Raw genomic sequence first — 24,231 nt, forward strand, 5'->3', positions numbered from 1 at the left:
CGTGAGTCCTCAACGTAAGCTCTATAGCGCAAAGAGCGATTCGTCAATTTCAATGCCTTCCGCTTTCAGAATATCCAGGAATTTGGGGCGGATGCCGGTGGGCTTGAAGGCGCCGATGATTTTGTTGTTTTCATCCACGCCCTGCTGCACAAAGTGGAAAATATCCTGTAGCAGCACCACTTCGCCTTCCATGCCCACTACTTCGGTGATGTTCATGACCCGGCGACTCCCATCGCTCAAGCGGCTGGCCTGAATGATGACATGCACGGCGGAGGCGATTTGTTCCCGAATGGCCTTTTGGGGCAGGTCGTAACCGGCCATCATGACCATGGTTTCCATGCGTCGGATGGCGTCCCGGGGGGTATTGGCGTGCAGGGTGGTCAGTGAGCCATCGTGGCCGGTGTTCATGGCTTGCAGCATATCCAGCGTTTCGCCGGAGCGACATTCTCCGACCACAATGCGTTCCGGCCGCATCCGCAGTGAGTTTTTCACCAGATCCCGCATGGTGATTTCGCCCCGTCCTTCCAGGTTGGGCGGACGGGTTTCCATGCGGGCCACGTGCTTTTGTTGCAGCTGTAGTTCGGCGGTGTCCTCAATGGTCACAATCCGCTCATCATCCGGTATAAAGCTGGAAAGGACGTTTAACAGGGTGGTTTTACCGGAACCGGTACCACCTGAAATAACAATGTTCATGCGGCCTTGCACAAACCCTCGCAGCAATTCCGCTGACTCCGGGGTCAGGGAGCCAAAGTTGATCAGGTCCTGTACGGTCAGCGGATCTTTGGAGAACTTACGGATGGTCACCAAGGGGCCATCCAGGGCCAGGGGCGGAATCACGCAGTTAAACCGGGAGCCGTCTTTCAGGCGGGCGTCGCATAGGGGTTGGGTTTCATCCACTCGGCGACCCACGGCGGATACAATGCGATCAATAATTTGCAGCAAATGGCCATCGTCCTTAAAGCGCACCTTGGACTCGGTGAGTTTGCCATTGCGCTCCACATACACCAGATGCGGCCCTAAAATCATAATCTCGCTGATGGATTGATCGCGCAGCAATTGCTCCAACGGCCCTAAGCCCATGGCTTCGTTGACGATGTCCTCAATCAGGCGATCCCGCTCGGAGAGGGTCAGCAGGTTGCTTTCCTCCATCAGCAGGTGGCTGATGGCGTCCCGGATTTGATCGCGCAGCCCGGTACTGCCTTTTTCCATCAGTTGCTTTAAATCGATCTCTTCAATCAAGCGCCGGTGGATATTGGATTTTAGCTCATAGTAAGGATCTTCAGGGGCCACTTCCTTTTTCGGCTTGGGGGCCGGGGATGGACTGGCGGGCTGGCTGAACTTTGGCGGAATGGCTCCACCGCCCACCGGGTTCACTTCTGCCGGTACGCCAGCCTGAAGACTTTCAGCCTCCGGGATGTTGGGGGTATCTTTCTTGCCAAACCCCCATCGGTTTTGCCTGGATAGAGACATGGGTCATGGATCCTTTTTAATGGTGATATACCCGGTTTTTCAGGGGAAATACCAGATTGTGAATCAGTTTAAAGTTGTGGTTAGATGCGTTTGGGTTGGTTCGGCTCGGTCTTGGCGGTAAACAGTTTGCCCAGCAGTCCCTGCCCGTTGGCAGGCTTGCTGTTTTGCTCCACAGCCGGGGATTCCCCCGTTAATTGCAGGGCCAGTTTCTGCAGGGCCTTCACCAGTTCGGACTTGGGATTGACCTTGCTCAGACTGGAGCCAAAGCTGTTGGCCTCCACGTTGAGTTCCCAGTCGTTGGGCAATCGGGCGAAAATCTCGTAGCGAAACTCACTTTCCACATCCTGATTGCTCATACGATAGGCGGCTTTCAGGTTGTAGCGGTTCAGTACCATCTTGACCTTGCGCATGTCCAGGTACTTCTGGGCCAGATCCAGATATTGACGCGTGCGGTACAGGCTGGGGATATCCGACGCTGAGATGACCAGAATCTCATCCGCCCGCTCCACCACGTATTGGTGATAGGGGTCCAGAACGTGCGTGGGTAGGTCAATGATCACAAAGTGGTGCTTCAGGGTCAGGTAATCCAGCGCTTTTTCCAGCAGTTCGGCGGAAATCATTTCGTTGTCATCCAGTACGCTTTTGCTGCCCACCACCACGTGCAGCCCGGACTCATGCTTGACGATGATTTTATTCAGCAGAGACTCGTCCACATCCTTGGGATCGTTTTCGGCGATATCGCCCAAGGAATAGCTGGGCTTGTGGTTCAGCATAATGGCGCTGTTGCAGAAGACCTGATCCAGATCCACAAAGGCCACGGATAAATGCTTCAGGGCGTGCAGTTCATGCGCCAGATTGACGGCCACCGTGGAGCATCCCACCCCGCCTTTGCTGGCGAAGCAGGCGATGATTTTTCCGTTGGCCGGAATCTCCTTGCTATCTTTGGCGCTGGCGTGATTTTTCTGGTTCTGGGACGACAAGCGGCTGAGGTAGTTAAAGTGCTTTTTGAGGGCCACTTCCAGGCCCGGCTTGTCCTCCGGGTACTGAATGAACTCCTTGGCCCCCTGACGGATGCTTTCCTTGAAGACGGTCAGATCCATTTCCCGGTGCAGGGCGAAAATGACACAGGGGGTTTCCGGGTTCATGCCAATGGCCTGAATAAACAGGCCTGCGTCCAGTTCTCTGGCGGTCAGATCCACCAGAATGACATCCGGCCCCACTTCCTGACATTCGCGAACCGCGTCGGATAACTCAATGTAAACGCCATTAAAGTCAATAAAATCCAGTGCCTGCAACTGGTTGTACAGGCTTAGCCGAGTTTCCTCGGAACTGGCGACGGCAACGACTTTAATTGAATTCATCGGTGAGCAGACTCATTCCATTTCAGGACAACGCAGAATCGGAGGGGTGGAAAATCACTTCTGGTAATCGTGGGGGGGGGGGATGCCCATAGGGCAGGGCCCATGGGCATCATGTCTATCATCGGTTGGAACGGTGGGGACTTGAATTTATTTTTTGGGTAGTTCCGACGGGGTGGCGTTCACCGGAAGAAAGCTGGCCTGAGGGCTGGCGCTGCCCGTGTTGCTGTAGATGATTTCCGGGCGGATGAGAACCACCATTTCGCTCTTGCTGCGGCTGTTCCAGCTGTTGCGGAAAAATGTGCCCAGCACCGGAATGGAGCCCAGTCCGGGGAAGCGACTCATGGAGTCCGTGTCCTGCTGGTTGTAAAGTCCAGCCAGAATGAAGCTCTGGCCCGGCTCCACCAGCAAGGTGGTGTTCATGCGGCGGGTAATAAAGGCGGGCACACTGACCGAGTTGGTGGAAACCCCATTGGCCTGATCCAGTGAGCTGACCTCGGGTGCCACCTGCATCTGGATTTTACCGTCATCGGTTACGTTGGGCAGCAGGTTCAGGCGAATGCCGAATTCCTTATATTCAATACTGACCTGTCCCTGTCCGCCCACAAAGGCAATGGGGATTTCGCCACCGGCCAGGAAACTGCCCTGTTCTCCACTGAGCAGGGTTAAGGTGGGCTCGGCCAAAGTGCGCACCTGACGCCGTTCCTGCAGGGCTTGTATTGCGGCGGCCACCTGATTGTTGATGGTCAGCACCTGGGTGATGCCATTCTGGTAGACTTCGTTGAAGCGGCTCTGGATGATGTTGCTGCCCGTGAACCCGCTGTTGGCCCGATTGGCCGAGTTGCTGAAGGCAGAACCGGAGCGATCCTGGGTACTGAGCGCGGAGATGGATTTACCGGGCGCGGCCCCTTGAACCCCACTCCAGCTGGCAAAGCCGGTGTTGCCGCTCATGCCGCTGACACTGCCCCCCAGTGCGTTCAGGGAGGTTTTATTCAGTTCCAGAAATTTGATGCTGCATTTGATCTGCGGTTTCTGGGCGATTTCCAGCATGCTGATCACGTTGCCAGTGGCGTCCGTGACGACCGAGCCTTGCAGCAGGTTGGCGCCACCGGCGGCGCTGCCACTTTGGGTGTTGGCGGTGCTTCCGCCGCCGCCAGAGGAGGAGCTGGAGGCGCTGTTGACCTGCATGCGGGTGAAATCGTTCCCACCCTGGGCCGTGATCATTTTCATGCCGGGCTGGCCGTAAAACACACTGGCCAGGTTCAGGGCCTTGGAGGCCACGCTGGCCGTGGCCACGCGCCCGGTCAGGATGACTTTTTCATCCCCATCGGGACCGGGAACCACGTCAATGTGAATGTTTGGATCAATGTCCATCAGGCGCTGACGCACCAGCTCAATCTTGGTGGAGGGTTCCCCCTTGACTTTGAGCAGGTTGATCACGTTGGAGTTCAGTCCCGGCAGGGCGGAACCCGGTGCCTGCGAGTTGGGGCCGTTGCCGCCGCTGGGCGCGACCATGTTGGTGCTTTTCCCGAAAAAGGCCTTGGCCATTTCCACGGCCAGTTGGGCGGTTTCCCGGGTTTCCGCCTGCCCGGTCAGAATCACTGTATCTTCGGCGGCCAGGGGGACGATTTGAATGCCGGGGTCGACGTAGCGTAACTGGTTGACCAGTACGGAGACGTCCTTGTGGACGTTGATGTCAACCACGGTATGATCCGGGGACACCATATCTCCCCACACCAGCAAGTTGGCTACGCCAACCGCCTTCCCCACCAGCTGAATCTGGGTGGGGCTGATGATAACGGCGGTGGCCACCTCCGGGTTACTCACGGAGACCCGGGAGGCCGGACGGCTCAGGTAAATGACCTCGGCTTTACCGATGGTCAAATCCACGCTGGTCATTTTCTGGCTGATGCCCGATTTCAGGACTCTCAGATTGCTGCGGTTGTTGTAGGTATCGTTGGCCGCACCGCTGGTATCCAAAGCTGGTGTGTAGACCAGATCGCTGGTCTTGGTACTCATGGCCAGCTGATCCAGTGCGCTGGTGGCCAGCATCTGGAAGGCCTCAAACTGCTTGCTTCTGGGCTTGCTGGCCATCTGATGCTCGGTGGGATCGTAGGTTTGGTAGATCGGGTGGAAAATCGGGTTAACCGCGATGGGCTTGGGCTGGGCTGGCGTCACCGGTTTTTGATCCTGCGCTTGGGGCAAGAAGACCTGTTTGTAAGTGATTTTGACCGCACTCGGCTGGGGTTGCCTGTTCTGGCTGGCCGCCGTATCGGGCTCGATACGGTGATCCTGCCCCGGCTTTTCCGGTCCGCTGTTTGGGGTGTTGTTCCGGGTGAGGGCGGCATTGGGGGTGCTGGTGGCCTCAATCGGTTTGGCCGCCTGAACGATCGGTTTCAGGGACTTCTCCCGGCCCGGGTTTGAGGCGGGCAAGGGCTGTCCATTGGCCGTGTTTCCGGCCAACTGTCCTTTGGAAAGCGGCTTGGAAGCGGTCTTGGAAAAGGGCAAGGGGACGGCTGCCTGATTAACGGATTGCAGCGGCGTGCTTTGGGCCATCAATGGCAAGGCGGTGCTGTGGAACAATCCCAGTGGGTTTTTCCACCAGTCCAGAATGCCGTGTTTTTGGCCCTTGGCGTGCCGGTTGCTCATGGGCATACTGCCGTACAACGGCCCTTGAATCATTTTTTGCAGTTGCGGATTGCCCTGCAGCTGACTGCTGGCCATTAAGGGTAGGGCCTGCGCTTCGGGCAGGATCAGTTGACCGCTTAACAACAGGGTACTCAGTCCCAGTAAGGCGGTTTTTTTAAAGGTCATAATTGGCTCTCTCCTCACCATAAGGCTGTTTGTTCAAACTCTCTGGAAGATGTAATACGGCGACTGTGGGACGGCAACGGGCTGCAAAGGGTTTTTTCCAGAATGCTGGACTGGGTTTGCAGGAAGGCCGGGATAGCGATTGCGGGGCAATTACTGATTGAAGTTGTAGAGGGTTTTGTCACTTCCCTGAATAAATTCCACCTGGGTGCCCAACGTGGGCGGGGGCAGCGTGGGGACGCCGGGCATGGGGCCGGGGGCGGGCATGCGGGTGCTTGGGGCCATAAAGTCAGGCTTGCCCTGAAGTTCATCGCTCCGCTTGCCAGAGAGGGTGGCAATGCTGTTGTCCGTTTCTGGGCGCAGGGAGAGGCGTATGTCACCGCTTTCCTCGGCCAGGGCCACCAGTTCCACTTCACTCGGGCTCAGGGCCAAGGTTACCGAGGAAACCAGCTTGGCCTCCTTGGCGGCTTCCTTGGCGGCCTTGCGCCGTTCCTTGATTTCTTTTTCAATGTCTTCCGGTTTGCGCTCTTTTTTCTCTTTGGCGGTGTCTTTGGCTTTTTCGTCTTTCTTGACGGTCAGGTCTGGAGTGGCAGCGGTACCGCGCTCGACGCCTTCCGGGGTTTCGATGTTGTAGTTTTCATCATTGACCATGGTTTGGGCGGATGCCAGAACCAGCACGTTTTGCAGAACGGTCTGCGTTTTTTTGACCGACTGATCCTGCCCTTGATCAATTTCAAGGGTGGATAAGATATCCACGTGATCGCCCGGCTTTACGAAGCCAGCCACGCCCTTGATTTCACTGACGGCGATGGTCACCGCTCTTTTTCCCGGGGGAATGAGGGCCGTTAAGCCACCGGCTGAGTTGCTGCCAGAGACTTTCTGCATAAAGATGGGCTCGCCCGGAAACAGGGTTTGCCTGGCCACCCGGCCTGAGACCATGTAGGGTTGATCAAAGGTTGCCTGCTTGGGGAGGAAGGCTTTGGGCCACTTGACCAGGGTAATATCGTTCAAGGAAAGCGTTTGTCCCTGATTGACCTGAACTACTGGCACCACCACATCGACCGTTTCAATTTTTTCTACCCTGGCCTGCTTGGCGGATGGTTTTCCGTTGCTGAACAGTCCCACCGTGGCAATGCCCAGAACCACGGCCACCACGATGTAGAGTTGTCCTGCTTTAATGGGCAAATTGGACGTTGGCATGAATGACTTCCTCTTGCGTTGAGCGTCTGCTGGCACGGGTGCATGGGCATAAAAATGCTGCCAGAATCCCTCTCTATTTATGCGGATTTTTCAGGCAAAGGAGATCCTCTGGAAAGATTATTCTTGTTGCCCAAAGGCTATGGCAGAGCTTGAAAAAATAGCCGCAATTCGGTAAAAGCCCAAGTCTGACGGGCGCTTGTGTTGCCTGTGGTGGGCAAAAGCCGAGTCAGGGCGATGTCGAAAGCTCGTTATTCTTCGTAGCGCATGGTGGCGCTGGCGGCCACCGGGAAAGTCCGGAAATTATCCCCGTCGGCACCCAGGGCATCTAAAAAGTTTGCCACCCCCAGAGGATTCGTCATGCGCCACTGGATGCTGACGGTCACGTTTCGATTTCCCGCGCTCTGGGAGGCGGATGCTGAGGGGGGCACCACGGTGATGGTGGCCACCGAGGGGCTGACGGTCTGGCCCGTCAGGTTGCGGATGGCGGTGGTGACGTAGCTCTGAATTTCTGAAATGCCGGTTCGCTCCGTGCTGGCGCTGCCCAGGTTGTTATTCAGGGAGGCGTGCCGGGCCCCTTCCCGGGCGGCAGTGACCAGCGCTTGCTGGAAGTAAAGGTACACGGATAAACTCATGACCATGGTCAGCAGGAGGGTGAAAATAATCATGCCCCCAATCATTTCAATAATGGCCTGGCCAGACTGCTTGCCATTTACAGGCCACTGTTTCCCAAGAAATCGCTTCACGATACACCTCAACTCGCGCTCTGTATTTTTTAAATAGTGATTTGAAATGCAGAGGGAGCAAGGTGAAAATGCCTTGCCCCCTCCGGGTTAACTGTTCTAACTGGCCTGTTACTGCAAGGCGGTTTAATCGTTACTGGTTCAGTGCCGCTGTAAAGTTGGCGGTTACCGTGTCCAGAATGGTGGTGAACAAATCCGACAGACCTTGAGGGCCAATCAACAGTACCCCTGCCACGATGGCCGCCGCGATTACCAGGGCGCCCGCGTACTCAATAACGCCTTGGCCTTTTTTGGATTTATTGCTGGCCATCATTGCAATCAACATTTGATACATAGGAACTTGTCTCCTTCGCTTGCCAATTCTGATTTCTACTGCACAACTGACTTTCACTCTTTAAGGTGTAGAACCTTGCTACACCGGTATAATGCCAATCCACCCCCCGGTCTAAACCTGCTGGCCCTTTACTGGCAACAACTCTTAATATACAAACGCTTTACACAGTCCAGAATCCTCTATTTATAGGGGCTTTCGCTGAAGAGAACCAGTCGGGTTCAAGGGCGCTGGCTGTTTAAAAAATCTTCATAAAAATACGGCGCCCCGCATTTAAATCCGGGCTGGGTAAGGATGTGACGGCTGATTGTGGTAAGATGCTGGACTGTTGAAAGCATAAAGCCCTGAATGGAGCGTTGTTTGTTATGGCCGAAAATCATTACAAGGTCGTTATCATCGGATCGGGTCCCGCTGGCTGGACGGCGGCCATTTACGCGGCGCGGGCCAATCTGTCCCCGCTGGTTTTACAAGGCACGCAACCGGGCGGACAGCTGACCATTACCACGGATGTGGAGAACTTCCCCGGCTTTCCGGAAGGCATTATGGGCCCTGAGCTGATGGAAAAATTTCAGGCCCAGGCCGAACGCTTTGGCACCAAGGTGGTCTATGACACCGTGACCGAGGTGGATTTCAGCAAGCGCCCCTTCACGGTCATGGCCGATGAGGGGACTTATACCGCTGATACCGTGATTGTGGCCACCGGCGCCTCCGCCAAGTGGATTGGCCTGGAATCCGAGAAAAAACTGATGGGCCATGGGGTGTCCTCCTGCGCCACTTGCGACGGGGCCTTTTTCCGGGGCAAGGAAGTGATTGTGGTGGGCGGCGGCGACACGGCCATGGAAGAGGCCAACTTCCTGACCCGCTTTTGTGCCAAGGTGGTGGTGGTGCATCGCCGGGATAGCCTGCGGGCCAGCAAGATCATGCAGGATCGAGCCTTTGCCAACCCCAAGATCGAATTCATCTGGGATACGGCCATTGAAGAGATTGTGGGCAGCAAGGAAACCGGCGTGACCGGGGTCAAGCTGAAAAACCTGAAAAGCGGTGAAGTCACTGACTTTGCCACCCAGGGCGTTTTTGTGGCCATTGGCCACCAGCCCAACACCGGCATTTTTGAGGGCAAGCTGGAGCTGCACCCCAACGGATACCTGAAAGTGCAGCCCGGTACGGCCAGTACCAGCGTGGAAGGGGTGTTTGGTTGCGGCGATGTGACCGATCACCATTACCGCCAAGCCATTACCGCCGCTGGAACGGGCTGTATGGCCGCTATGGACGCTGAAAAATATCTGGAGGCGCTGGAAGCGTCGGCGACTCCGGTTTAGGCCCCTCTTTGGATCTCACAGAAGGCTCATCCGCGCTTGCGTGTGGTGAGCCTTTTTGTTTTTTAAAAGGAGAGAATCTGCAACTTTTTAAATGCTTTGGGTTTAATTCGCCCAGACCATCCATGTTTAATAGGAGTCTCCCGTATGCCCGTTACCCTGAACCCAAACGCCAGCACTCGCCTTCAGACCGGAACCCTTCGCTTTGGAAACGGCGCAACCGTCAAGGAGTGCTTTCCGTCTAGGTTGTTGCCTGTGGTTCCTTTTGTGGATCACTTCCAGAAACGGGTCATCCATTTTCAAGCCGGGGATGAGCCTGAACTCGATTTTTTGGTGAATCACTGGGAAACTTACGATAAGCATATGGGCTTACTGCAGGACAGCATCAAAAACAAGGAAGTGTATGACCAGAAAATAAAAGAGAAATTGGCCTTGCTAGAGGAGCGGGGTCATCGGGTGTCGCAAAAGTACGCAGATGTTGCCGGTATCGTTTTTGATGGTGTTCATGAGGATTCGGTTCAACTGAGGGCCACTGCCCCTGCCACCCCAGCCGCTTCTGTTGAGCCGGGGGAAGAAGGCAAAGGAGAAGAGGGCGCAGAAGAACGCGCCAAGGATGACAAGGACTTCAAGAAGCAGGCGGCGGCCAACTGGACGCCCCGGAATAAGCGGACCCGATTCAAAGTGCTGACGGATCTGGGGAAGCAGTATGTCACCCGGGGGCCTTTGCTCGGTGATTCCTTGTGGAGCCTGGGCATTGGGGCCGTGTTGGCCATTGGCTCCCCGGTCATGGCCGTGACCATTCCCACCACCTTTGCCTTTTTTCTGGCCGGACGAGCCGCCCTGGCCCTGATTCATACGTGCCAGGATCCCAGGGGGGAGTCTATCAACGAAAAATATCAAAAATGGATCGAGAAGGACGCTGAAAAACTGAAAAAACAGGAATCCACCTAACCATCCGGTGAAGCCCCTTTTAGTGCGCCTTTTGCAAGGCCTGTTCTAAAGCGACCCGTGCCATCTTTGGGGTCAATGCTTTTGTAAGCGCAGCGCATGTAATAGAATAGAGTTTCGTTTAGCGTGGATAAGGAAGTGCGACTTGGGTGTTTTTTCGGAAGTGGCCGAGCGGTTCAGGGGCCCGGAAACCCCTCAGCGGGTCAGGCATAGTCAGGGGAAACTGCCCAGCATCAACGATTTGATGATCGCCACTTCCAAAGCCATGGATTTGCTTGAAGGACGCCCGTTAAGAACCGGCTTGAAGGTCGCGGTCATTGCCGGGTCAATTGCCAAAATCTTGATGCTGCCCGACCGGGAAGTGGCTTCCATTGTGTATGCGGCGCTGCTGCACGATATCGGTCTGGTGCGTCTGGTGTCCGACTTGTTTCCGCATTTGCCGCCCGGGGTGACGGAGAAGCAGCTTTTCCAGAATCATCAACTGGTCAACGCCCGCATTATCGGCTCTCCCCATGATCGCCCGTTTTCCAGTCAGTTTTACGAGACGTTTCACCAGCATCCGCTGACGGCGGCTGATTTTGTGTCCAAGGTTCACCTTTCCCAGGACATCGCCGAGATTATTGCCACCCACCACGAGCTGTGCGATGGCTCTGGTTATCCCTTCGGCCTTTCGGCCGAGCAAATCCCCATGGGGGGTAAAATTCTGGCCTTTGCCGATGTGGTAGAAGGTGTTCTGGAAGGCTGCTCCAAGGAGTTGTCGGGCCTGACCTCCCGTCGTCACGCATTGGAAAACTTCATGGACATCAAAACGCCGGGACGCTTTGATCCGGATGTGGTTCGGGTTTTCCGGGGACTGATTTCCGAGAATGAGGACTTCTTGCGCATGATTGCCTCTTTGGAGGTGGAAAACATGCTGCGCTGTCTGTTGCCTGAGCGTACCATGCTGATGAGCGGCCCGGTGCTGCTGAGCATTGTGGCGGCCATGGGTGGTTTATCCGATGGGCTGATGCCCCTGTATAAAACGGGCCGTTCCCGGCATGTGGCGGATTTAGCCACATCGCTGGCCGAATCGTTGGGAATACACCGAGAGCAGTGTGGGGAGCTCGCCATGGCGGCCATGCTGATGGATATTGGTCATTTGGCCACACCGGCCCATATTTTGATGAAAAATGGCCCGCTGACTGCTGATGAGCGAAGCGTGATTCAGGATCATCCGCTGTTGGGGCAGGATGTTTTGAAGTTCATTCCCGGGTTTGATAATATCGCCCTATGGGTCAGCGAGCACCACGAGCGCATGAACGGCAAGGGGTATCCGGCTCACCGTAAGGGCTTTGAGATTTCCATTGGCGGGCGCATTCTGGCCCTGGCCGATGTGTTTGACGCCTTGACCTCGCATCGCCCCTATCGCTCCCATGCCCACGAGCCCATGGATGCCTTGCCGGTCATCGGGCAGGGCCGCATGACGCTGTATGACAATCAGTTGGTCAACCTGCTGCGCCGGGTGGTGCTGAGTAGCGAAATTCCCATCCGCTAGCGGACTTGGGTTGGCCCGACGACGAACGTCTGTCTAGAGGGATAAGGCGATGTGCAGGCTGTTGTGCTTTTCTTTAAATAAAAAGCACTTTGATGGGAATCAAAGTGCGCAGAAACGATGTAAGAAGAAAATGCTTCGTTGAAGTGGGGGACAAGCCCCCAATCATTCATTACGAATTACTTAGCGTGGTTTGTTTCAAGAATTCCTGAGCGTAATCCATGGTGCTCTGATTGCCGGGGGCTTCCATGGCTTCTGCATAGGCTGCTTCCTGACGGTAGCCGCCGTGGCTGGCACTGATGGCCGGGGGCATTTGCTGGGCAGCGTCCATACGAACCTTCTTCAGGTGGCGTTGGCCGTTGCGAACCACGGTCTGAAATTCCACCAGGCTTTTGTCCAGACTGCCTAAAATGGCTTCCGCGTATTGGTCAGCACCCACCCGAACGGCAGCGGCTTCTTCATAAGCCTGAGCCCGTGCCGCTTCGGCCTCTTCAAAGGCCTTTTTGCGCATGGCTTCCAGTTCCATGGTAATTTGCTGACGAATCCGGTTGGCCTCTTCGTGCACGGCCCGCAGCAATTCAGATTCACTGAGCATGAACTCGGATTGCTTTTTGGCTTCTTGCAAAATCTGGTTGGCCTTCAGCTGGGCTTCGTTGACCACTTCATCCCGACGATCCAGCACCCGTTGGGCCTGCTGGATTTCGGAAGGCAGGTTTTCCCGGATGCGATCCAGGAGAGGCACCAGTTTTTCACCATTCACAATGGTAAAAGGCGTAAACGGAATGCCCATTCCTGTAAGAATGAAGTCTTCCATTCGCTCGATCATTCTGGCAAAGGTATTAATGGCTTCTCTCCTTTCCTTGGTTCTTCGGCTGCTTCTGATAAAGTATTTTTTCGGCTTCGCTGGCGTTGGAAAAGGCCTTGATAAAGCGGGCATCCATTTCATCCTGCAGACAAACCCGCAGTTGATCCAGTAACATGACCATCTTTTCGTGATCCACCAGGTAAAACGGAGTCAGTGGGATGGGCCAGCCCTTTTTCATCATCTGGGCTTCCAGTTCATCCATAATTTTCATGGCGTCGCTGCGTTCAATCATCAGGTTCCTGCCTTTTCAGCAGCCTGAGACTGAGACCTATAATACTCACGAACCTGCTCGGGCACCAGTCCTTCAATGCTACCGCCCAAGCGGGCCACTTCATTGGTCATGCTGGAGGATAAAAACTGATATTCCAGCCCGGCCATCATAAACAGGGTTTCTACGTTGGGGCACAGTCGCTTGTTCATTTGGGACATGGCAAATTCGAACTCAAAGTCTGATACGGCCCGAAGCCCACGAATTATGATTTTGGCTTGATGGGCTTTGGCTAAATCCACGGTCAGTCCTTCAAACGATTCCACCTGAATGTTGGGTAAGTGCTTCAGGCTTTGTTCCACCAGGCTGACCCGAGTGCTGAGTTCGATGTTGGCGCGCTTTTGCGGGTTCTTCACCACGGCCATAATGACGCGCTCAAACATCTGGCTGGCCCGAGTGACAATATCCACGTGGCCAAGCGTGATGGGGTCAAAGCTGCCTGGGTAAACCGCTATGGTCACTGCCTCGTAACTCTCCTGGAAAAGCCTTACCCTTTACTTGTAAAGGTGTTGGGCTAACTGTAGACAAGAATCAGTTTACTATATGGAAAAGTTAATAAACAACGAGTTGACTATATTTGTAAGAAAAGTTTACGACTGATCACGCAAAGCAAAAGGCCTGAGAGGCTTGCAGCGAGATCGCTTCGCTGGGATCTGCCTGAATGCTGATGATCTTAAGGATGCTTAAGATTTCTTAAGATATTGATACGCAAGAAGTTAAAGTCCGCAAAAGGTTCCCTTTGTGTCACAGGTTTCATTGACAGTCTTTCCTATTGGGGCTATTATCACGATCCTCAAAAAACCATGATTGACACAACAGACAATGGGCAACGCCAAGAAAAAAAAGAAAGTGATTTTAGCCTGTGTGGACTGTTCTGAACGGAACTACTCTACGGAGAAGGGCTTGAATCAAATCAACGAGCGGCTGGAGCTGAAGAAGTACTGCCCTCGTTGCACGAGTCATACCGTTCATCGCGAAACGCGCTAGTTTTTTGTGATTGGATATTGTGAGTCGACTCTTGAAAATGGTATATGTTCTTCTCGAATGGTCTAAAAACGGATAAAGGGAGTTGAACGGATTCATTGAGAGAGTATTCTGTCAGATAAACCGATTCTTCTTTTCTTTTGGTTTTCAGACTACAATGTACCTGGGCTGACCCTGAAACCTTGCTCATCCAAGTTTAAAACCGTTCAATCAAGAGGTTATCCGGTTTAAATATCCAGTAATCTGGTGAGTATAGGTGCCACAAGCGTCTCCCAAGCAGTAAAGGCAATTCCTCTTTATGTTATGCGTCCTTAGTTCAGTTGGTAGAACGTCGGTCTCCAAAACCGAATGTCGGGGGTTCGAGTCCTCCAGGGCGCGATTTTTGTTTTCTGTCTCGTTAAACAGTGATTGCTGGCTAGTCAGCTCGGGAGTTTAAGCGCTTTACTATGACCACATTGCAGCAAGCGGACTCCAGGAAGACGCCCGGCCCCGCCGGAAAACAGTCCCGTCAACAAGAAGTATCAGGCTCACCCATGGAACAACTGACCACCTACCTGAAAGGCGTGCGCGCCGAATGGACTAAAATCAGCTGGCCCACCACGCAGCAAATTATTGGGCAAACCATTGTGGTGCTAGCCGTTGTGAGTGTAATGACCCTGCTTTTACTGGTTATGGACTTCTCGTTCCACTCTATCGTTAACGCCATTACACCCCATCGCAGTTAAAAGAGAACTTACAGGAAACTGACATGGAATTTTTAGAAGAACCGCAAATTCCCTCCGAAGAATTGGAAGCTGATGAATTCGCCCTGGATGATGAAGATCTTGAAGATGAGGCGCCTGCTTCGTCGGGTGATCACCGGGTCAGCGTGCTGTCCGAGAAAAATTCCGACAAGGCCATCAGCGTCAGTGCCGAAGATTCCTTAACCGCTACCAAGCGCCCTCCCAAGCGTCGCTGGTATATTGTGCATACCTACTCCGGGCACGAAAACAAGGTGAAAGTGAACCTGGAGCGCCGGATTGAGTCCATGAACATGGGCGATAAGATCTTTCGGGTGGAAGTGCCTCAAAAATCCGTGACCAAAATTAAGGATGGTAAGCGGACTGAGAAGGAAGAGCGCATTTTCCCGGGTTATGTACTGGTGGAAATGCTGATGGATGATGATTCCTGGTACGTGGTTCGCCATACGCCCGGGGTTACCAAGTTCGTGGGCTCCCAGAAGAAGCCCATTCCCGCCAAAGACGTTGAGATCAAGCGGATTCTGCTTAAGGATCAGCGTACCGGTACCACGGTGGCCAAGGTCGAAATCGACCTCAAGGTGGGCGAGATCGTCAAGATCGTCAGCGGGCCCTTTGCCGACTTTGAAGGTACTGTTACAGAAATCAACCCGGAAAAAGAGCGCCTGAAAGCCTCCGTTTCCATCTTCGGACGCGAAACGCCGGTTGAGCTGGCCTTTAACCAGGTGCAAAAATCTCACTAATTCCTCAACCCTCACGGCTTGCCGGACTTCTTGTCACAAAATTCCGGCAAAATCTACAAGTAGTGGATCGAAATTTTTTTTTGATCTACATTCATATTTAACTTTCCCAAACTATCGTTGGAGGTATATTTCCCCGTGGCTAAAAAGGTAACCGGTAAAATCAAACTGCAATTGCCCGCAGGCAAAGCCAATCCGTCCCCCCCGGTGGGTCCCGCGCTCGGTCAGCACGGCGTCAATATTATGGAATTCTGCAAGCAGTACAACGCCCAGACTGCTGATAAAACCGGCCAAATCATTCCGGTTGAGATCTCCGTTTACGAAGATCGCTCTTTCACCTTCATCCTGAAGACCCCTCCGACCGCCTTTTTGATCATTCAGGAAGCAGGCATCCCCAAAGGCTCAGGCAAGCCCAACACCGAGAAAAAAGGAACCCTGAGCGCTGAGCAGGTGACCAAAATCGCCAGTATCAAACTGGCTGACATGAACTCTCACACCGTAGAATCCGCTGAGCAAATGGTGCGTGGTACCGCCCGCAGCATGGGCGTGACCTGCGAAGCCTAACTGTCCATTATTAACGTTGTAATGCAATGTGGGAGATTGCCCCGAGCAATTGCTTGACCACAAGGAGTAAAAAAATGGCTAAATTAACCAAGCGTCAAAAACATTTCCAGGAGCTGATGGCTTCCGCCACCCAGCCTGTAGGCGTCAAGGATGGCGTTGCTCTGCTGAAAAAAGCGTTAGCGCATGCCAAGTTTGATGAGACCGTTGAAACCCACATTCGTTTGGGCATCAACGTTAAGCATGCCGATCAACAAGTCCGTAGCACCGTGGTGTTGCCTGAAGGCACCGGTAAAACCGTTCGTGTGGCTGTTATCGCCAAAGGCGAAAAAGTCAACGAAGCCAGAAATGCAGGTGCCGACTTCGCGGGTAGCGAAGACCTGGTCGAAAAAATGGAAAAAGAAAACTGGCTCGACTTTGATGTCTTGATTGCCACCCCCGATGCCATGGCATTGCTGGGCAAACTGGGTAAAGTGCTGGGTCCCAAAGGCCTGATGCCCAATCCCAAGACCGGCACCGTTACCTTCGATGTGGCTCAGGCCATTAAAGAAGTGAAAGCCGGTAAAGTGGAGTTCCGTGCCGACAAGCAAGGGATTGTCCACACCGCCATTGGTAAAGGCAAAGCCTTCACTGAAGAGCAAATCCTGAAAAATTTCTCCACCCTGTATGACGCCATTCTGCGTGCCAAACCGGCCGCTGCCAAAGGCGCTTATGTAAAATCCGTTTACCTGACCTCGACGATGGGGCCCAGCATTAAGCTGGATGCTTCCAAGCTGAGTTCCGAGATTCGGGATTATCTGGCCAACTAAATTTTATTCTCACCTGAGAGAAGCCTCTTCCGTCTGGAAGGGGCTTCTTCTTTGCATTGGGGACGGCGCTCTCTATTTGTTTTGGGATACACGCAGTTTTACGAATGTTATGTGAGGGCAGCCTCACCAATGTAAAATACCCACCGCAATTTTGGCTAAAGCAAAAAAGATCGCCCAAGGCAAAAGCCCGATAGAAGGCTCTACCGGGCTTTTGAAAGGGTTGAGGCTTACAAACCTTAAGCTTTGCCCAAGGTTTGAGCGCCGGGCTTCCAGCCAACCGGGCACAGTTCGCCGGATTGGAAGGCTTGCAGCAAGCGGATGACTTCATCCACGTTACGGCCCACAGCCAGGTCGTTCACCAGGTAGCTACGCAGGTTGCCATCGGGATCGATCAGGAACAGACCACGCAGACTGATGCCCTTGTCTTCCAGCAACACACCATAGTCACGGCTGATGCGGTGGTTGATGTCGGAGACCATGGGGTAGTTCATTTGACCCAAAGCGCCTTCGCTCCAGGCTTTGTGGGAGTGAACGCTGTCTACGCTGGCGCCGATGATTTGGGCGTTCAGCTTGTCGAATTCGGCTTTTTTGTCGTTGAAGCCCTGGATTTCGGTGGGGCAGACAAAGGTGAAATCGAGCGGCCAGAAGAACAGGACCACCCATTTGCCACGGTAGTTTTTCAGGGACACTTCGGTGATTTTGCCTTCGTGGTAGGCGGCTGCTGTAAACTCAGGAGCCGGTTTGCCAATTTGTGCGACCATTGGTGTAATCTCCTATCAAAAATAAACCAGACCATAACAATGGCCCTATTGTATGCCTCAAGCCCCCTACTTTCAAGCCGCACTTTTGATACATTGGCTGTAATTCAAGGTGGTCAAAGCCTTTCAGGGCTTTTAATTATCCGTATCAATTCAGGGATCCGGATTGGCCTGACAGATGGCGCTCTCTGAAAATCGTGGCGACAGCAACAGATTGGGAGAAACGGGCCCATGGATAGCCATAGATTGAGAGATTGCTTGTATCCGGGCCGACTATTTTCGGTATGATGATGTCTGATCGGGAACCGTAAACCGTTATTTGAGTTGCTCCGAGTCTTGTCGTGCTAAATATCCTGTTGCCCGCTAAACTGTTATCTCTTGGCCAGACTGTGCCTGACTTTGCGCTGCTGGATCAGCAGGGCCATCTGGTCTCACTGTGCGATTTTACGGATCAGCGCGGGGTGGTGTTGCTGTTTTTCGCCTCCGACTGGCTGCCGGGCGATGTGGCATTGCTGCAGGGCTTCCGGCATGCGTATGGTGCCCTGACTGAAGCTGGGTTGCAGGTGTTGGCGCTGTCCAGCATCAACTGGGAGATGCTGTTTCATCTGGCCAAGCGCCTGGATCTTCCGTTTCCCCTGCTGTTTGACCAGTGTTGCCGACAAGCGACTTTTTACCAGGCCGCCTGGATTCCTAAATTCGTGACTGGGCGGGCCGTCTACGTGCTGGATAATCAGCAGCGGGTTGTGTTTGCCCGAAGCCAGGCAAGTCCAGAACAGGTGCTGGCCGCCTTTAGTGGCTGAAGGCCCGGTTGTAAACGGCGTCTCTGTTGGGCATGGCAATGGCCGATCCCCGGTTGAGGACTTTCAGGCTGGCCGTGGTAATGCCCAGTTTGGCGCAGTTGATCAGGCTTTCCCCTTGGGCCAGCCCGTGCAGGAAGCCACCGTTGAAGGCATCTCCAGCGCCGGTGGTGTCAATGGCCTTGATGGACATGGAAGGAATCTGCTGAATTTCTCGCTTGTAGCCCAGATAGCACCCTTGGGCTCCCACTTTGACCACCACCAGCTTGACGCCCTTGAATAGGAAGTAGTCCACCACCTGCTGGGGTTTATTAAAGTTGATCATGCTGACCGTGTCATCGGGGAAAGAGGGCAGGAAAATATCCACCCACGGCAGTACTTCGTTGAAAGCGTCCACCATTTTCTCTTCGCTTTCCCACAGCGCTTCCCGGTAGTTGGGGTCAAAGGCGGTCATGACCCCGTTCTCACGGGCCAGGCGAAAGGCTTTCAGGGTGGCTTGCCGGGCCGAAGGGGAAATGGCCAGGGTAATGCCTGAGGAGTACACGATCTTGCTCTGTTTAATCAAATCCACGGAAATGTCATCCGGGCCCAGTTGGGTGGCGGCTGAATGCTGGCGGTAATAGACAAAATCCCGCTGCCCTTCGTGATCCACGGAGACAAAATAAAGCCCGGTGGGGCCTTTGCCGTTGCGCTTGGGGCTAATCTGGATGCCTTCCTTCAAAATCATTTCTTGCAGGGCCAGAGCAAAGGCATCGTTGCCCAAACGGGTGATGTAACCCACGTTGGAACCCAGCCGGGCCGCCGCCACCGCTGTATTGAGCGTATCGCCACCAAAACTGCGGTTAAAGACCCGGGCCTGTTTGAGATCGCCCTCACTGGACAGCTCCAGCATGGCTTCGCCTATGGAAATGATGTCGATAATCCGCCTCCTTCGCTCGCCGGCAAGGCGTAACGACAATAGATGCCCAGCAAGCCTTTGGTGTATTGGGGCTTGGGTTTATTAATGCCTGTCTCCAGTTGTGTTTGCCGTTGGCGCAGAATGCTTTCCAATTCAGCCGGGGCCAACCGTTGCCCGTTCACTCCTATTATATTCAAAGCGCTTTCGTCCAGATCAAATTCCAGTAAATCTCCATCGATCAGCGTAGCAATGGGGCCTCCCCGAGCGGCTTCCGGCGCCACGTGCCCAATGGCGGGCCCCCGGGTGGCTCCGGAAAAGCGACCATCAGTGATTAGCATGGTGCTGCTGGCCAATAGTGGGCTGGAGGCAATGGCTTCCGTGATGTAATACTGTTCCGGCATGCCGGTGGCGGCGGGGCCTTCGTAGCGAATGACCACGGCGTCGCCCGGCTGGATTTTGCCGCTCAGCACCGCTTCACGGGCGTCATCCTGATTGTTGAACACCTTGGCCCGGCCTTCAAAGCGGCGCATTTGCGGATTCAGTGCCGAGACTTTGATCACCGCCCCACCGGGTGCTATGTTTCCGGTGAGGATGCGGATGGCCCCCTCCGGGCGCAAAGGGTCGTGGATGGGGCGAATGATATCTTCCGGCTTTCCGCCGTAATTGCTTAAACAGCGGGGCATGTTGATGAAATGGCCCGTTTTCTCCAATATTTCCAGATTTTCGCCCAGGGTCAACCCGGTCACGGTCAGGGCATCCCAATGCAGGAAGGGCTTGAGTTCTTTTAAAATCCGGTAGACTCCGCCTGCGTACCAGATTTTATCCGAGGTAAACTTGCCGGAGGGCTTTAAATTCAGGATAAAGGGCACTTGGCCGTTGATTTCATTGATGCGCTCATAGGAAAAATCCAGGTCGGCTTCTTTGGCCATAGCGGCTAGATGAATGAGGGCGTTGGTGGAGCCCCCGGTGGCCGCAAGTACCATCAGGGCGTTGTCTAGCGCTTTTTGGGTGAAAATCTGCCGAGGGCGCAGATCTTCGGCGATCAGTTCAAACACCCGCTTGCCGGCTTGCCGGGCGGCCTCTTTCAGGGCGTTCAGATGGGCCGGAATCAGAGCCGTGGCAGGCATGGCCAGGCCCATGGCCTCCGATAAGAGCTGCATAGTGGCCGCCGTGCCAAAAAAGGCGCAGGACCCAGCCGAGGGGCAAGCCCCGCTGCGTAAAAACTCGTAGCTGGCCTCGTCAATCTCCCCCCGGCGTTTTTGGGCGTAGATGGTGCCCACACCCTCCAGCGTAAAGCCTTCCGGGCCCGCTTCCATGACCCCGCCGGGCACCACCAGTGAGGGCAGATTCAGTCGCAGCATGGCCATCAGGTGGGCCGGCAGCGATTTATCGCACCCCGAGAGAAACACGGCCCCGTCGAAATGCCCCGCTTTGGCGTGCATTTCACAGGCCATCACCATCACTTCCCGGGAGGGCAGCGAATAATGCTGTCCGGCGGTGCCTTGGGCGATGCCGTCACAAATATCGGTGCAGGTATAGTGGGCGGGTGTTCCCCCGGCGCTGATGATGCCTTTGTCCACAAATTGGGCCAAATCGCCCAGATGAATCGACCCCGGATGAGAGTCTCCATGGGTGGTTTCCACCAAAATCCAGGCCTTGTCCGTTTCTTGCCTGCCCCAGCCGCAGCCCATCCGTAGGGAATCCGCTTCCGGGGATTGCTGCCGCCCTTGCTGGCTAATGGCGTTAATGGGATTCATGCGCTTCTCTCCCCTGTGTGAGATTCTTGTTTCTGTTTCTCAGGTATGTGTTGTTCTCGTGGGTGTTTTTCGTTGAAGCGTAAACTGTCATTACCGCGCCGGCGGGAGTCCACTGGGATTGTTTGCGCATGATCCTTTTCCGTGGTTCGTTTCAAGGCTGGTGGGCCCTTTGGCGCAATGGATTCCCGCCGGCGTGGGAATGACAAGAGAGAAAGATGAATCATAGTGACTGCGCCGTTTTCAGGTACGACAATGCCAGCTCCCGAATGGCCGCTTCCTCCCGCTTGGCCACCAGCGCTTTGGGCAGCAAGGGGCCGCCTACGCCCACGGCCAAGGCGCCCGCCTTCAGGTATCCCGGGACATGTTCTTGCAGAATACCCCCGGTAGGGACCACTTGCAACTGGGGAAAGGGGCCTCGCAGGGCGCTTAAAAACTCCGCCCCGCCCGAACACTGGGCCGGGAAAAATTTAACGGCCAAAGCGCCCAACTGGGTGGCCCGATGCATTTCGGTAGGGGTTAGGCAACCGGGTAAAATCAGGACATCGTCCGTTTCTGCCATGGGAATGATGCTCTCTATCAGGGCAGGCGAGACAATAAATTCCGCTCCGGCCGACAGTGCCTGATAAGCGGTGTCCACATCCAAAACCGTACCGGCTCCAATCAGGGCCTCGGGATACTCTTCGGTCAGGGATTCAATCACATCAGCGGCTTCGGGGACGGTAAAGGGGATTTCAATGGCCCCAAAGCCACACTGAAGGAGTAAGTGACTGGCCCATAAGGCGCTTTCCGGGGAGTTTGTGCGCACAATGGCGATGAGTTTCGCTTGGCCCAACTGGTGCAGCGCCTTTTGGCGTCTGGCAGTTTCGGAGTTCTGAATCTCGGGGGAGGGACTGCTTTCCATCAGGAGTGACCCTTTTCGCTGACGGGTCTTAACACGGCACGGGCGGGGGCACCGTCTCCGTTTTCCAGCTTGAGTGGCAGGCACAGCAACTCGTACCAGCCCGGTTTTACCCCCTTCAGGGTGAGGCCTTCCAGAATATAGACCCCGGCCTTCATCAGCCGGTGATGGGTGGGGGCCTCTTCCTCGTACAGGGTTTTGGCGTGAAAGGCTTCTACGGAAAGATAGTCGATGCCCACCAGTTTGACGCCCAATTCCACCAAAAAATCGGCGGCATGCGGGTTAAGGTGGCAAAAGTGTTCGTTGAAGGATTGTTTGTACCACTCCCGCTCCGAGTTCACGGTTTTAAACAGCACCCGCTCCGCTTTGCGCAGATCCAGAAAGGAGGGATTGCGCTGCAATTCGCCCAGGGTGATCTTTTCCGGGTCTTCAATCTCTACCACCAGCGCCGGGCCAATATAGGGGGATAAATCCATCTCGCTCAGGCTATTGCCGTCCTGCTTAAAGTGGGAAAAAGCGTCCACATGGGTGCCGGTATGAGATCCCAGTTTGAGGAAGGACACCGTGGCCGGGTCGCCGCAGCGCACATCCAGGGTTCGGGTAATTTCGACTCCCGGATCGCCGGGCCAGGCAATCATTTGATGCGACAGGGGGATGGAAATATCAATGAGGGTTTGGCGCATGAGGGCGGTTCTTTACAACAAACAGAGACGGGCTATTCCAGAAATGCCTGTGTTTATCCTTTCTCTATCATAACGAAGGGGGACTCGTTCGTCGATCGTTGTTCTGAGCTGTGGCCCGACGGAAGACGCTACCCAAAGCCTGCTGTCCGGGCAAAATCGTGGAGACGCAATTAGTCAGTTGTCTGGCTCAGCTTGCCCGGCTGACCAATTGTCACAGTGGAACCCTGCCGCCATAATACTGCCTATCCGATGCAATGGTGACAGGAATGAAGTTGATTCCTGACAGGTCGATTACGCAATAACTTCTGTTTCGCACAAGCAGGGGGAGGGTATTATGACCAGTAAACAAGGGTCTGGAACCAGCAAGCGCGGGTTCGCTTCCATGGATCCGGTCAAACAGCGGGAAATCGCTAGCAAAGGCGGAAAGGCCGCTCACGAAAAAGGCACCGCTCACGAGTTTACGCCTGAAGAGGCAGCCGCAGCTGGCCGCAAAGGTGGCCAAGCCAGTGGTCGGGGACGTTCGGCGACTCGTTCGGCTGAATAGGCTCCCGCTTTTTCAGGAAACCCAGATTTTCCAGGGGGCCAGATTTTTCGAGGGGGAATGAAAAGGGCATCTGTTTCAGGTGCCCTTTTTGCTGGCGTTTGCTATACGCTTTCTGGCAGGGGGAGGCCCATTCCACTACAATGAGAACATGACCGCATCGCCCTTAACGCAAACCGAACTGACCCGCCTGATCAAGGAAAAAGCCCTGGCGTTGGGGTTTGCCAAGGTGGGCATCGTGCCCGCCGAGCCGTTTCGGAATGGAGCGGTGGAGCGCTTGCAGACCTGGCTATCGCAGGGGTTTCAAGCGGACATGGCCTGGATGGTCAGCCATTACGACAAGCGCAAGGACCCGGCCTCGCTGATGGAGGGCACCCGCTCGATTGTGTGCGTGGCCCTGAATTACTTCAACACGGACGCCTACGATTCTCAGGATGCCAAGGAGCTAAAAATCGCCAAATACGCCCGAGGCACCGATTATCATTATGTGGTCAAGGATCGGCTGAAGGAGCTGCTGGCCTACGTGCAAACGCTGCAACCTGACGTGCAGGGGCGGGCCTTGACCGATAGCGCCCCCATTATGGAAAAGCCGTTGGCCGTGCAGGCTGGCTTGGGCTGGATGGGCAAAAACGGCAACCTCATTCTGCCGGGAATGGGCTCGTTTTTCTTTTTGGGGGAGTTGCTGCTGGATGTTGCGCTGGATTATGACACCACTGTGGTGCCGGATCAGTGTGGCAGTTGCAGGCGTTGCATTGAAGCCTGTCCCACGGAGGCCATTGTAGAGCCAACCGTGGTGGATGCCAACCGCTGTATTGCCTACTGGACCATTGAGTACAAGGGCGAACAGTTCCCGGCAACCATACGTGAGCATTTGAACGGCTGGGTGTTCGGCTGTGACATTTGTCAGGATGTGTGCCCCTGGAATATCAAGTTCGCCCGCCCCACCGAGGAAGCGGCCTTTCAGCCCCGGTCCTTGACGAGGCATCCACACCGGGAAACCTTGATGGCGTTGGATGAGGAGCAGTTTCGGGAGGCGTTTCGCAAAAGCCCCATCAAGCGCCCCAAGCTGGCGGGCCTTCAGCGGAATGTGCGGATGGCCACTGAATAGCGTCCGCCCTCTTGGCTTGTGCCATCTTTGCGGTATGATATGTCATCTCCTTTCTAGGGGTGGCTGCTTTGGCAGTCAGGGTTTTTGGGCCTTCATGCAGCGCTTGCGCAAACTGGCGCGCG

General features: G+C 54.7%; 25 protein-coding genes and 1 tRNA gene. 12 read left to right on the forward strand and 14 right to left on the reverse strand.

Translation table 11 applies throughout. The features are described 5' to 3' along the window. Positions 1-21 precede the first annotated feature (21 nt). The 6 genes from DF283_RS03405 to DF283_RS03430 all read right to left on the reverse strand — a co-directional run bounded on the left by DF283_RS03405 (position 22) and on the right by DF283_RS03430 (position 7,913). Positions 22-1,470 (reverse strand): CpaF family protein, encoded by a 1,449-nt coding sequence (locus DF283_RS03405; RefSeq protein ID WP_303673304.1) that lies wholly within the window; start codon positions 1,468-1,470, stop codon positions 22-24. Positions 1,471-1,550: 80 nt separating this feature from the next. Beyond that, positions 1,551-2,831, reverse strand: coding sequence for a CpaE/TadZ family protein (locus tag DF283_RS03410; RefSeq protein ID WP_303673305.1), 1,281 nt, complete (start codon positions 2,829-2,831; stop codon positions 1,551-1,553). Positions 2,832-2,978: 147 nt separating this feature from the next. Then, positions 2,979-5,642, reverse strand: coding sequence for a type II and III secretion system protein family protein (locus DF283_RS03415; protein WP_303673306.1), 2,664 nt, complete (start codon positions 5,640-5,642; stop codon positions 2,979-2,981). Between the two features lie 150 nt (positions 5,643-5,792). After that, a complete protein-coding gene (gene cpaB, locus DF283_RS03420; RefSeq protein WP_303673307.1) occupies positions 5,793-6,839 on the reverse strand; it encodes a Flp pilus assembly protein CpaB in 1,047 nt (348 codons plus the stop codon). 248 nt (positions 6,840-7,087) lie between these two features. Continuing rightward, complete coding sequence (locus DF283_RS03425) at positions 7,088-7,582, reverse strand: TadE family protein (protein ID WP_303673308.1); 495 nt, start codon at positions 7,580-7,582, stop codon at positions 7,088-7,090. A 130-nt stretch (positions 7,583-7,712) separates the two neighbouring features. Beyond that, positions 7,713-7,913 carry a hypothetical protein gene (locus DF283_RS03430; RefSeq protein WP_303673309.1) on the reverse strand — a complete coding sequence of 67 codons (201 nt, stop codon included), beginning with the start codon at positions 7,911-7,913 and terminating at the stop codon, positions 7,713-7,715. Between the two features lie 362 nt (positions 7,914-8,275). On the opposite strand from DF283_RS03430, the gene trxB reads away from it, so the two are divergent. The 3 genes from trxB to DF283_RS03445 all read left to right on the forward strand — a co-directional run bounded on the left by trxB (position 8,276) and on the right by DF283_RS03445 (position 11,708). Further along, complete coding sequence (trxB, locus tag DF283_RS03435; protein WP_303673310.1) at positions 8,276-9,229, forward strand: thioredoxin-disulfide reductase; 954 nt, start codon at positions 8,276-8,278, stop codon at positions 9,227-9,229. A gap of 144 nt (positions 9,230-9,373) precedes the next feature. After that, positions 9,374-10,177, forward strand: a complete 804-nt coding sequence (locus DF283_RS03440) for a hypothetical protein (RefSeq protein ID WP_303673311.1) — start codon at positions 9,374-9,376, stop codon at positions 10,175-10,177. Positions 10,178-10,319: 142 nt separating this feature from the next. Then, positions 10,320-11,708: an HD-GYP domain-containing protein gene (locus DF283_RS03445; protein ID WP_303673312.1), complete on the forward strand. Its 1,389-nt coding sequence runs from the start codon at positions 10,320-10,322 to the stop codon at positions 11,706-11,708. Between the two features lie 169 nt (positions 11,709-11,877). On the opposite strand, the gene DF283_RS03450 is transcribed toward DF283_RS03445, so the two are convergent. Genes DF283_RS03450 through coaD form a run of 3 tightly spaced genes read right to left on the reverse strand, consistent with a single transcriptional unit; the run spans position 11,878 to position 13,299 of the window. Continuing rightward, positions 11,878-12,519: an ATP synthase subunit B family protein gene (locus tag DF283_RS03450; RefSeq protein ID WP_303673313.1), complete on the reverse strand. Its 642-nt coding sequence runs from the start codon at positions 12,517-12,519 to the stop codon at positions 11,878-11,880. Positions 12,520-12,544: 25 nt separating this feature from the next. Next, positions 12,545-12,802 (reverse strand): hypothetical protein, encoded by a 258-nt coding sequence (locus DF283_RS03455; protein ID WP_303673314.1) that lies wholly within the window; start codon positions 12,800-12,802, stop codon positions 12,545-12,547. Beyond that, positions 12,802-13,299: a pantetheine-phosphate adenylyltransferase gene (coaD, locus tag DF283_RS03460; RefSeq protein WP_303673315.1), complete on the reverse strand. Its 498-nt coding sequence runs from the start codon at positions 13,297-13,299 to the stop codon at positions 12,802-12,804. The genes DF283_RS03455 and coaD overlap by 1 nt, the downstream gene beginning before the upstream one ends. Positions 13,300-13,660: 361 nt before the next feature. On the opposite strand from coaD, the gene rpmG reads away from it, so the two are divergent. The 6 genes from rpmG to rplA all read left to right on the forward strand — a co-directional run bounded on the left by rpmG (position 13,661) and on the right by rplA (position 16,669). Next, the gene (rpmG, locus tag DF283_RS03465) at positions 13,661-13,825 is read left to right on the forward strand and encodes a 50S ribosomal protein L33 (RefSeq protein WP_303673316.1); all 165 of its coding nucleotides are present in this window, start codon (positions 13,661-13,663) and stop codon (positions 13,823-13,825) included. A 302-nt stretch (positions 13,826-14,127) separates the two neighbouring features. Continuing rightward, positions 14,128-14,200 (forward strand) — tRNA-Trp (locus tag DF283_RS03470). 68 nt (positions 14,201-14,268) lie between these two features. After that, positions 14,269-14,547, forward strand: a complete 279-nt coding sequence (gene secE, locus DF283_RS03475) for a preprotein translocase subunit SecE (protein WP_303673317.1) — start codon at positions 14,269-14,271, stop codon at positions 14,545-14,547. Between the two features lie 23 nt (positions 14,548-14,570). After that, positions 14,571-15,302: a transcription termination/antitermination protein NusG gene (nusG, locus tag DF283_RS03480; protein ID WP_303673318.1), complete on the forward strand. Its 732-nt coding sequence runs from the start codon at positions 14,571-14,573 to the stop codon at positions 15,300-15,302. A gap of 135 nt (positions 15,303-15,437) precedes the next feature. Continuing rightward, complete coding sequence (gene rplK, locus DF283_RS03485) at positions 15,438-15,863, forward strand: 50S ribosomal protein L11 (protein ID WP_303673319.1); 426 nt, start codon at positions 15,438-15,440, stop codon at positions 15,861-15,863. 74 nt (positions 15,864-15,937) lie between these two features. After that, the gene (gene rplA / locus DF283_RS03490; protein ID WP_303673320.1) at positions 15,938-16,669 is read left to right on the forward strand and encodes a 50S ribosomal protein L1; all 732 of its coding nucleotides are present in this window, start codon (positions 15,938-15,940) and stop codon (positions 16,667-16,669) included. A 236-nt stretch (positions 16,670-16,905) separates the two neighbouring features. Here the strand turns inward: rplA and DF283_RS03495 are convergent, their stop codons facing one another. Beyond that, positions 16,906-17,430: a peroxiredoxin gene (locus DF283_RS03495; RefSeq protein WP_303673321.1), complete on the reverse strand. Its 525-nt coding sequence runs from the start codon at positions 17,428-17,430 to the stop codon at positions 16,906-16,908. A gap of 386 nt (positions 17,431-17,816) precedes the next feature. On the opposite strand from DF283_RS03495, the gene DF283_RS03500 reads away from it, so the two are divergent. Next, entirely contained in the window at positions 17,817-18,227 is a 411-nt protein-coding gene (locus tag DF283_RS03500; RefSeq protein WP_303673322.1) for a peroxiredoxin family protein, read from the forward strand. On the opposite strand, the gene DF283_RS03505 is transcribed toward DF283_RS03500, so the two are convergent. The 4 genes from DF283_RS03505 to DF283_RS03520 all read right to left on the reverse strand — a co-directional run bounded on the left by DF283_RS03505 (position 18,217) and on the right by DF283_RS03520 (position 22,460). After that, the gene (locus DF283_RS03505; protein ID WP_303673323.1) at positions 18,217-19,116 is read right to left on the reverse strand and encodes a sugar kinase; all 900 of its coding nucleotides are present in this window, start codon (positions 19,114-19,116) and stop codon (positions 18,217-18,219) included. The two genes, DF283_RS03500 and DF283_RS03505, sit on opposite strands and share 11 nt — an antisense overlap. Positions 19,117-19,124: 8 nt before the next feature. Then, a complete protein-coding gene (gene ilvD / locus DF283_RS03510) occupies positions 19,125-20,879 on the reverse strand; it encodes a dihydroxy-acid dehydratase (protein ID WP_303673324.1) in 1,755 nt (584 codons plus the stop codon). Between the two features lie 220 nt (positions 20,880-21,099). Next, entirely contained in the window at positions 21,100-21,780 is a 681-nt protein-coding gene (locus DF283_RS03515; protein WP_303673325.1) for a bifunctional 4-hydroxy-2-oxoglutarate aldolase/2-dehydro-3-deoxy-phosphogluconate aldolase, read from the reverse strand. Next, positions 21,780-22,460, reverse strand: coding sequence for a cyclase family protein (locus tag DF283_RS03520; protein WP_303673326.1), 681 nt, complete (start codon positions 22,458-22,460; stop codon positions 21,780-21,782). The genes DF283_RS03515 and DF283_RS03520 overlap by 1 nt, the downstream gene beginning before the upstream one ends. Before the next feature lie 334 nt (positions 22,461-22,794). On the opposite strand from DF283_RS03520, the gene DF283_RS03525 reads away from it, so the two are divergent. Together DF283_RS03525 and queG are read left to right on the forward strand one after the other, a co-directional pair. Next, the gene (locus DF283_RS03525) at positions 22,795-23,004 is read left to right on the forward strand and encodes a KGG domain-containing protein (protein ID WP_303673327.1); all 210 of its coding nucleotides are present in this window, start codon (positions 22,795-22,797) and stop codon (positions 23,002-23,004) included. Between the two features lie 148 nt (positions 23,005-23,152). Beyond that, positions 23,153-24,109, forward strand: coding sequence for a tRNA epoxyqueuosine(34) reductase QueG (gene queG, locus DF283_RS03530; protein WP_303673328.1), 957 nt, complete (start codon positions 23,153-23,155; stop codon positions 24,107-24,109). The last annotated feature ends 122 nt before the right edge of the window (positions 24,110-24,231 follow it).

This window comes from Vampirovibrio chlorellavorus (genome assembly GCF_003149375.1).
Taxonomy (GTDB): domain Bacteria; phylum Cyanobacteriota; class Vampirovibrionia; order Vampirovibrionales; family Vampirovibrionaceae; genus Vampirovibrio; species Vampirovibrio chlorellavorus_B.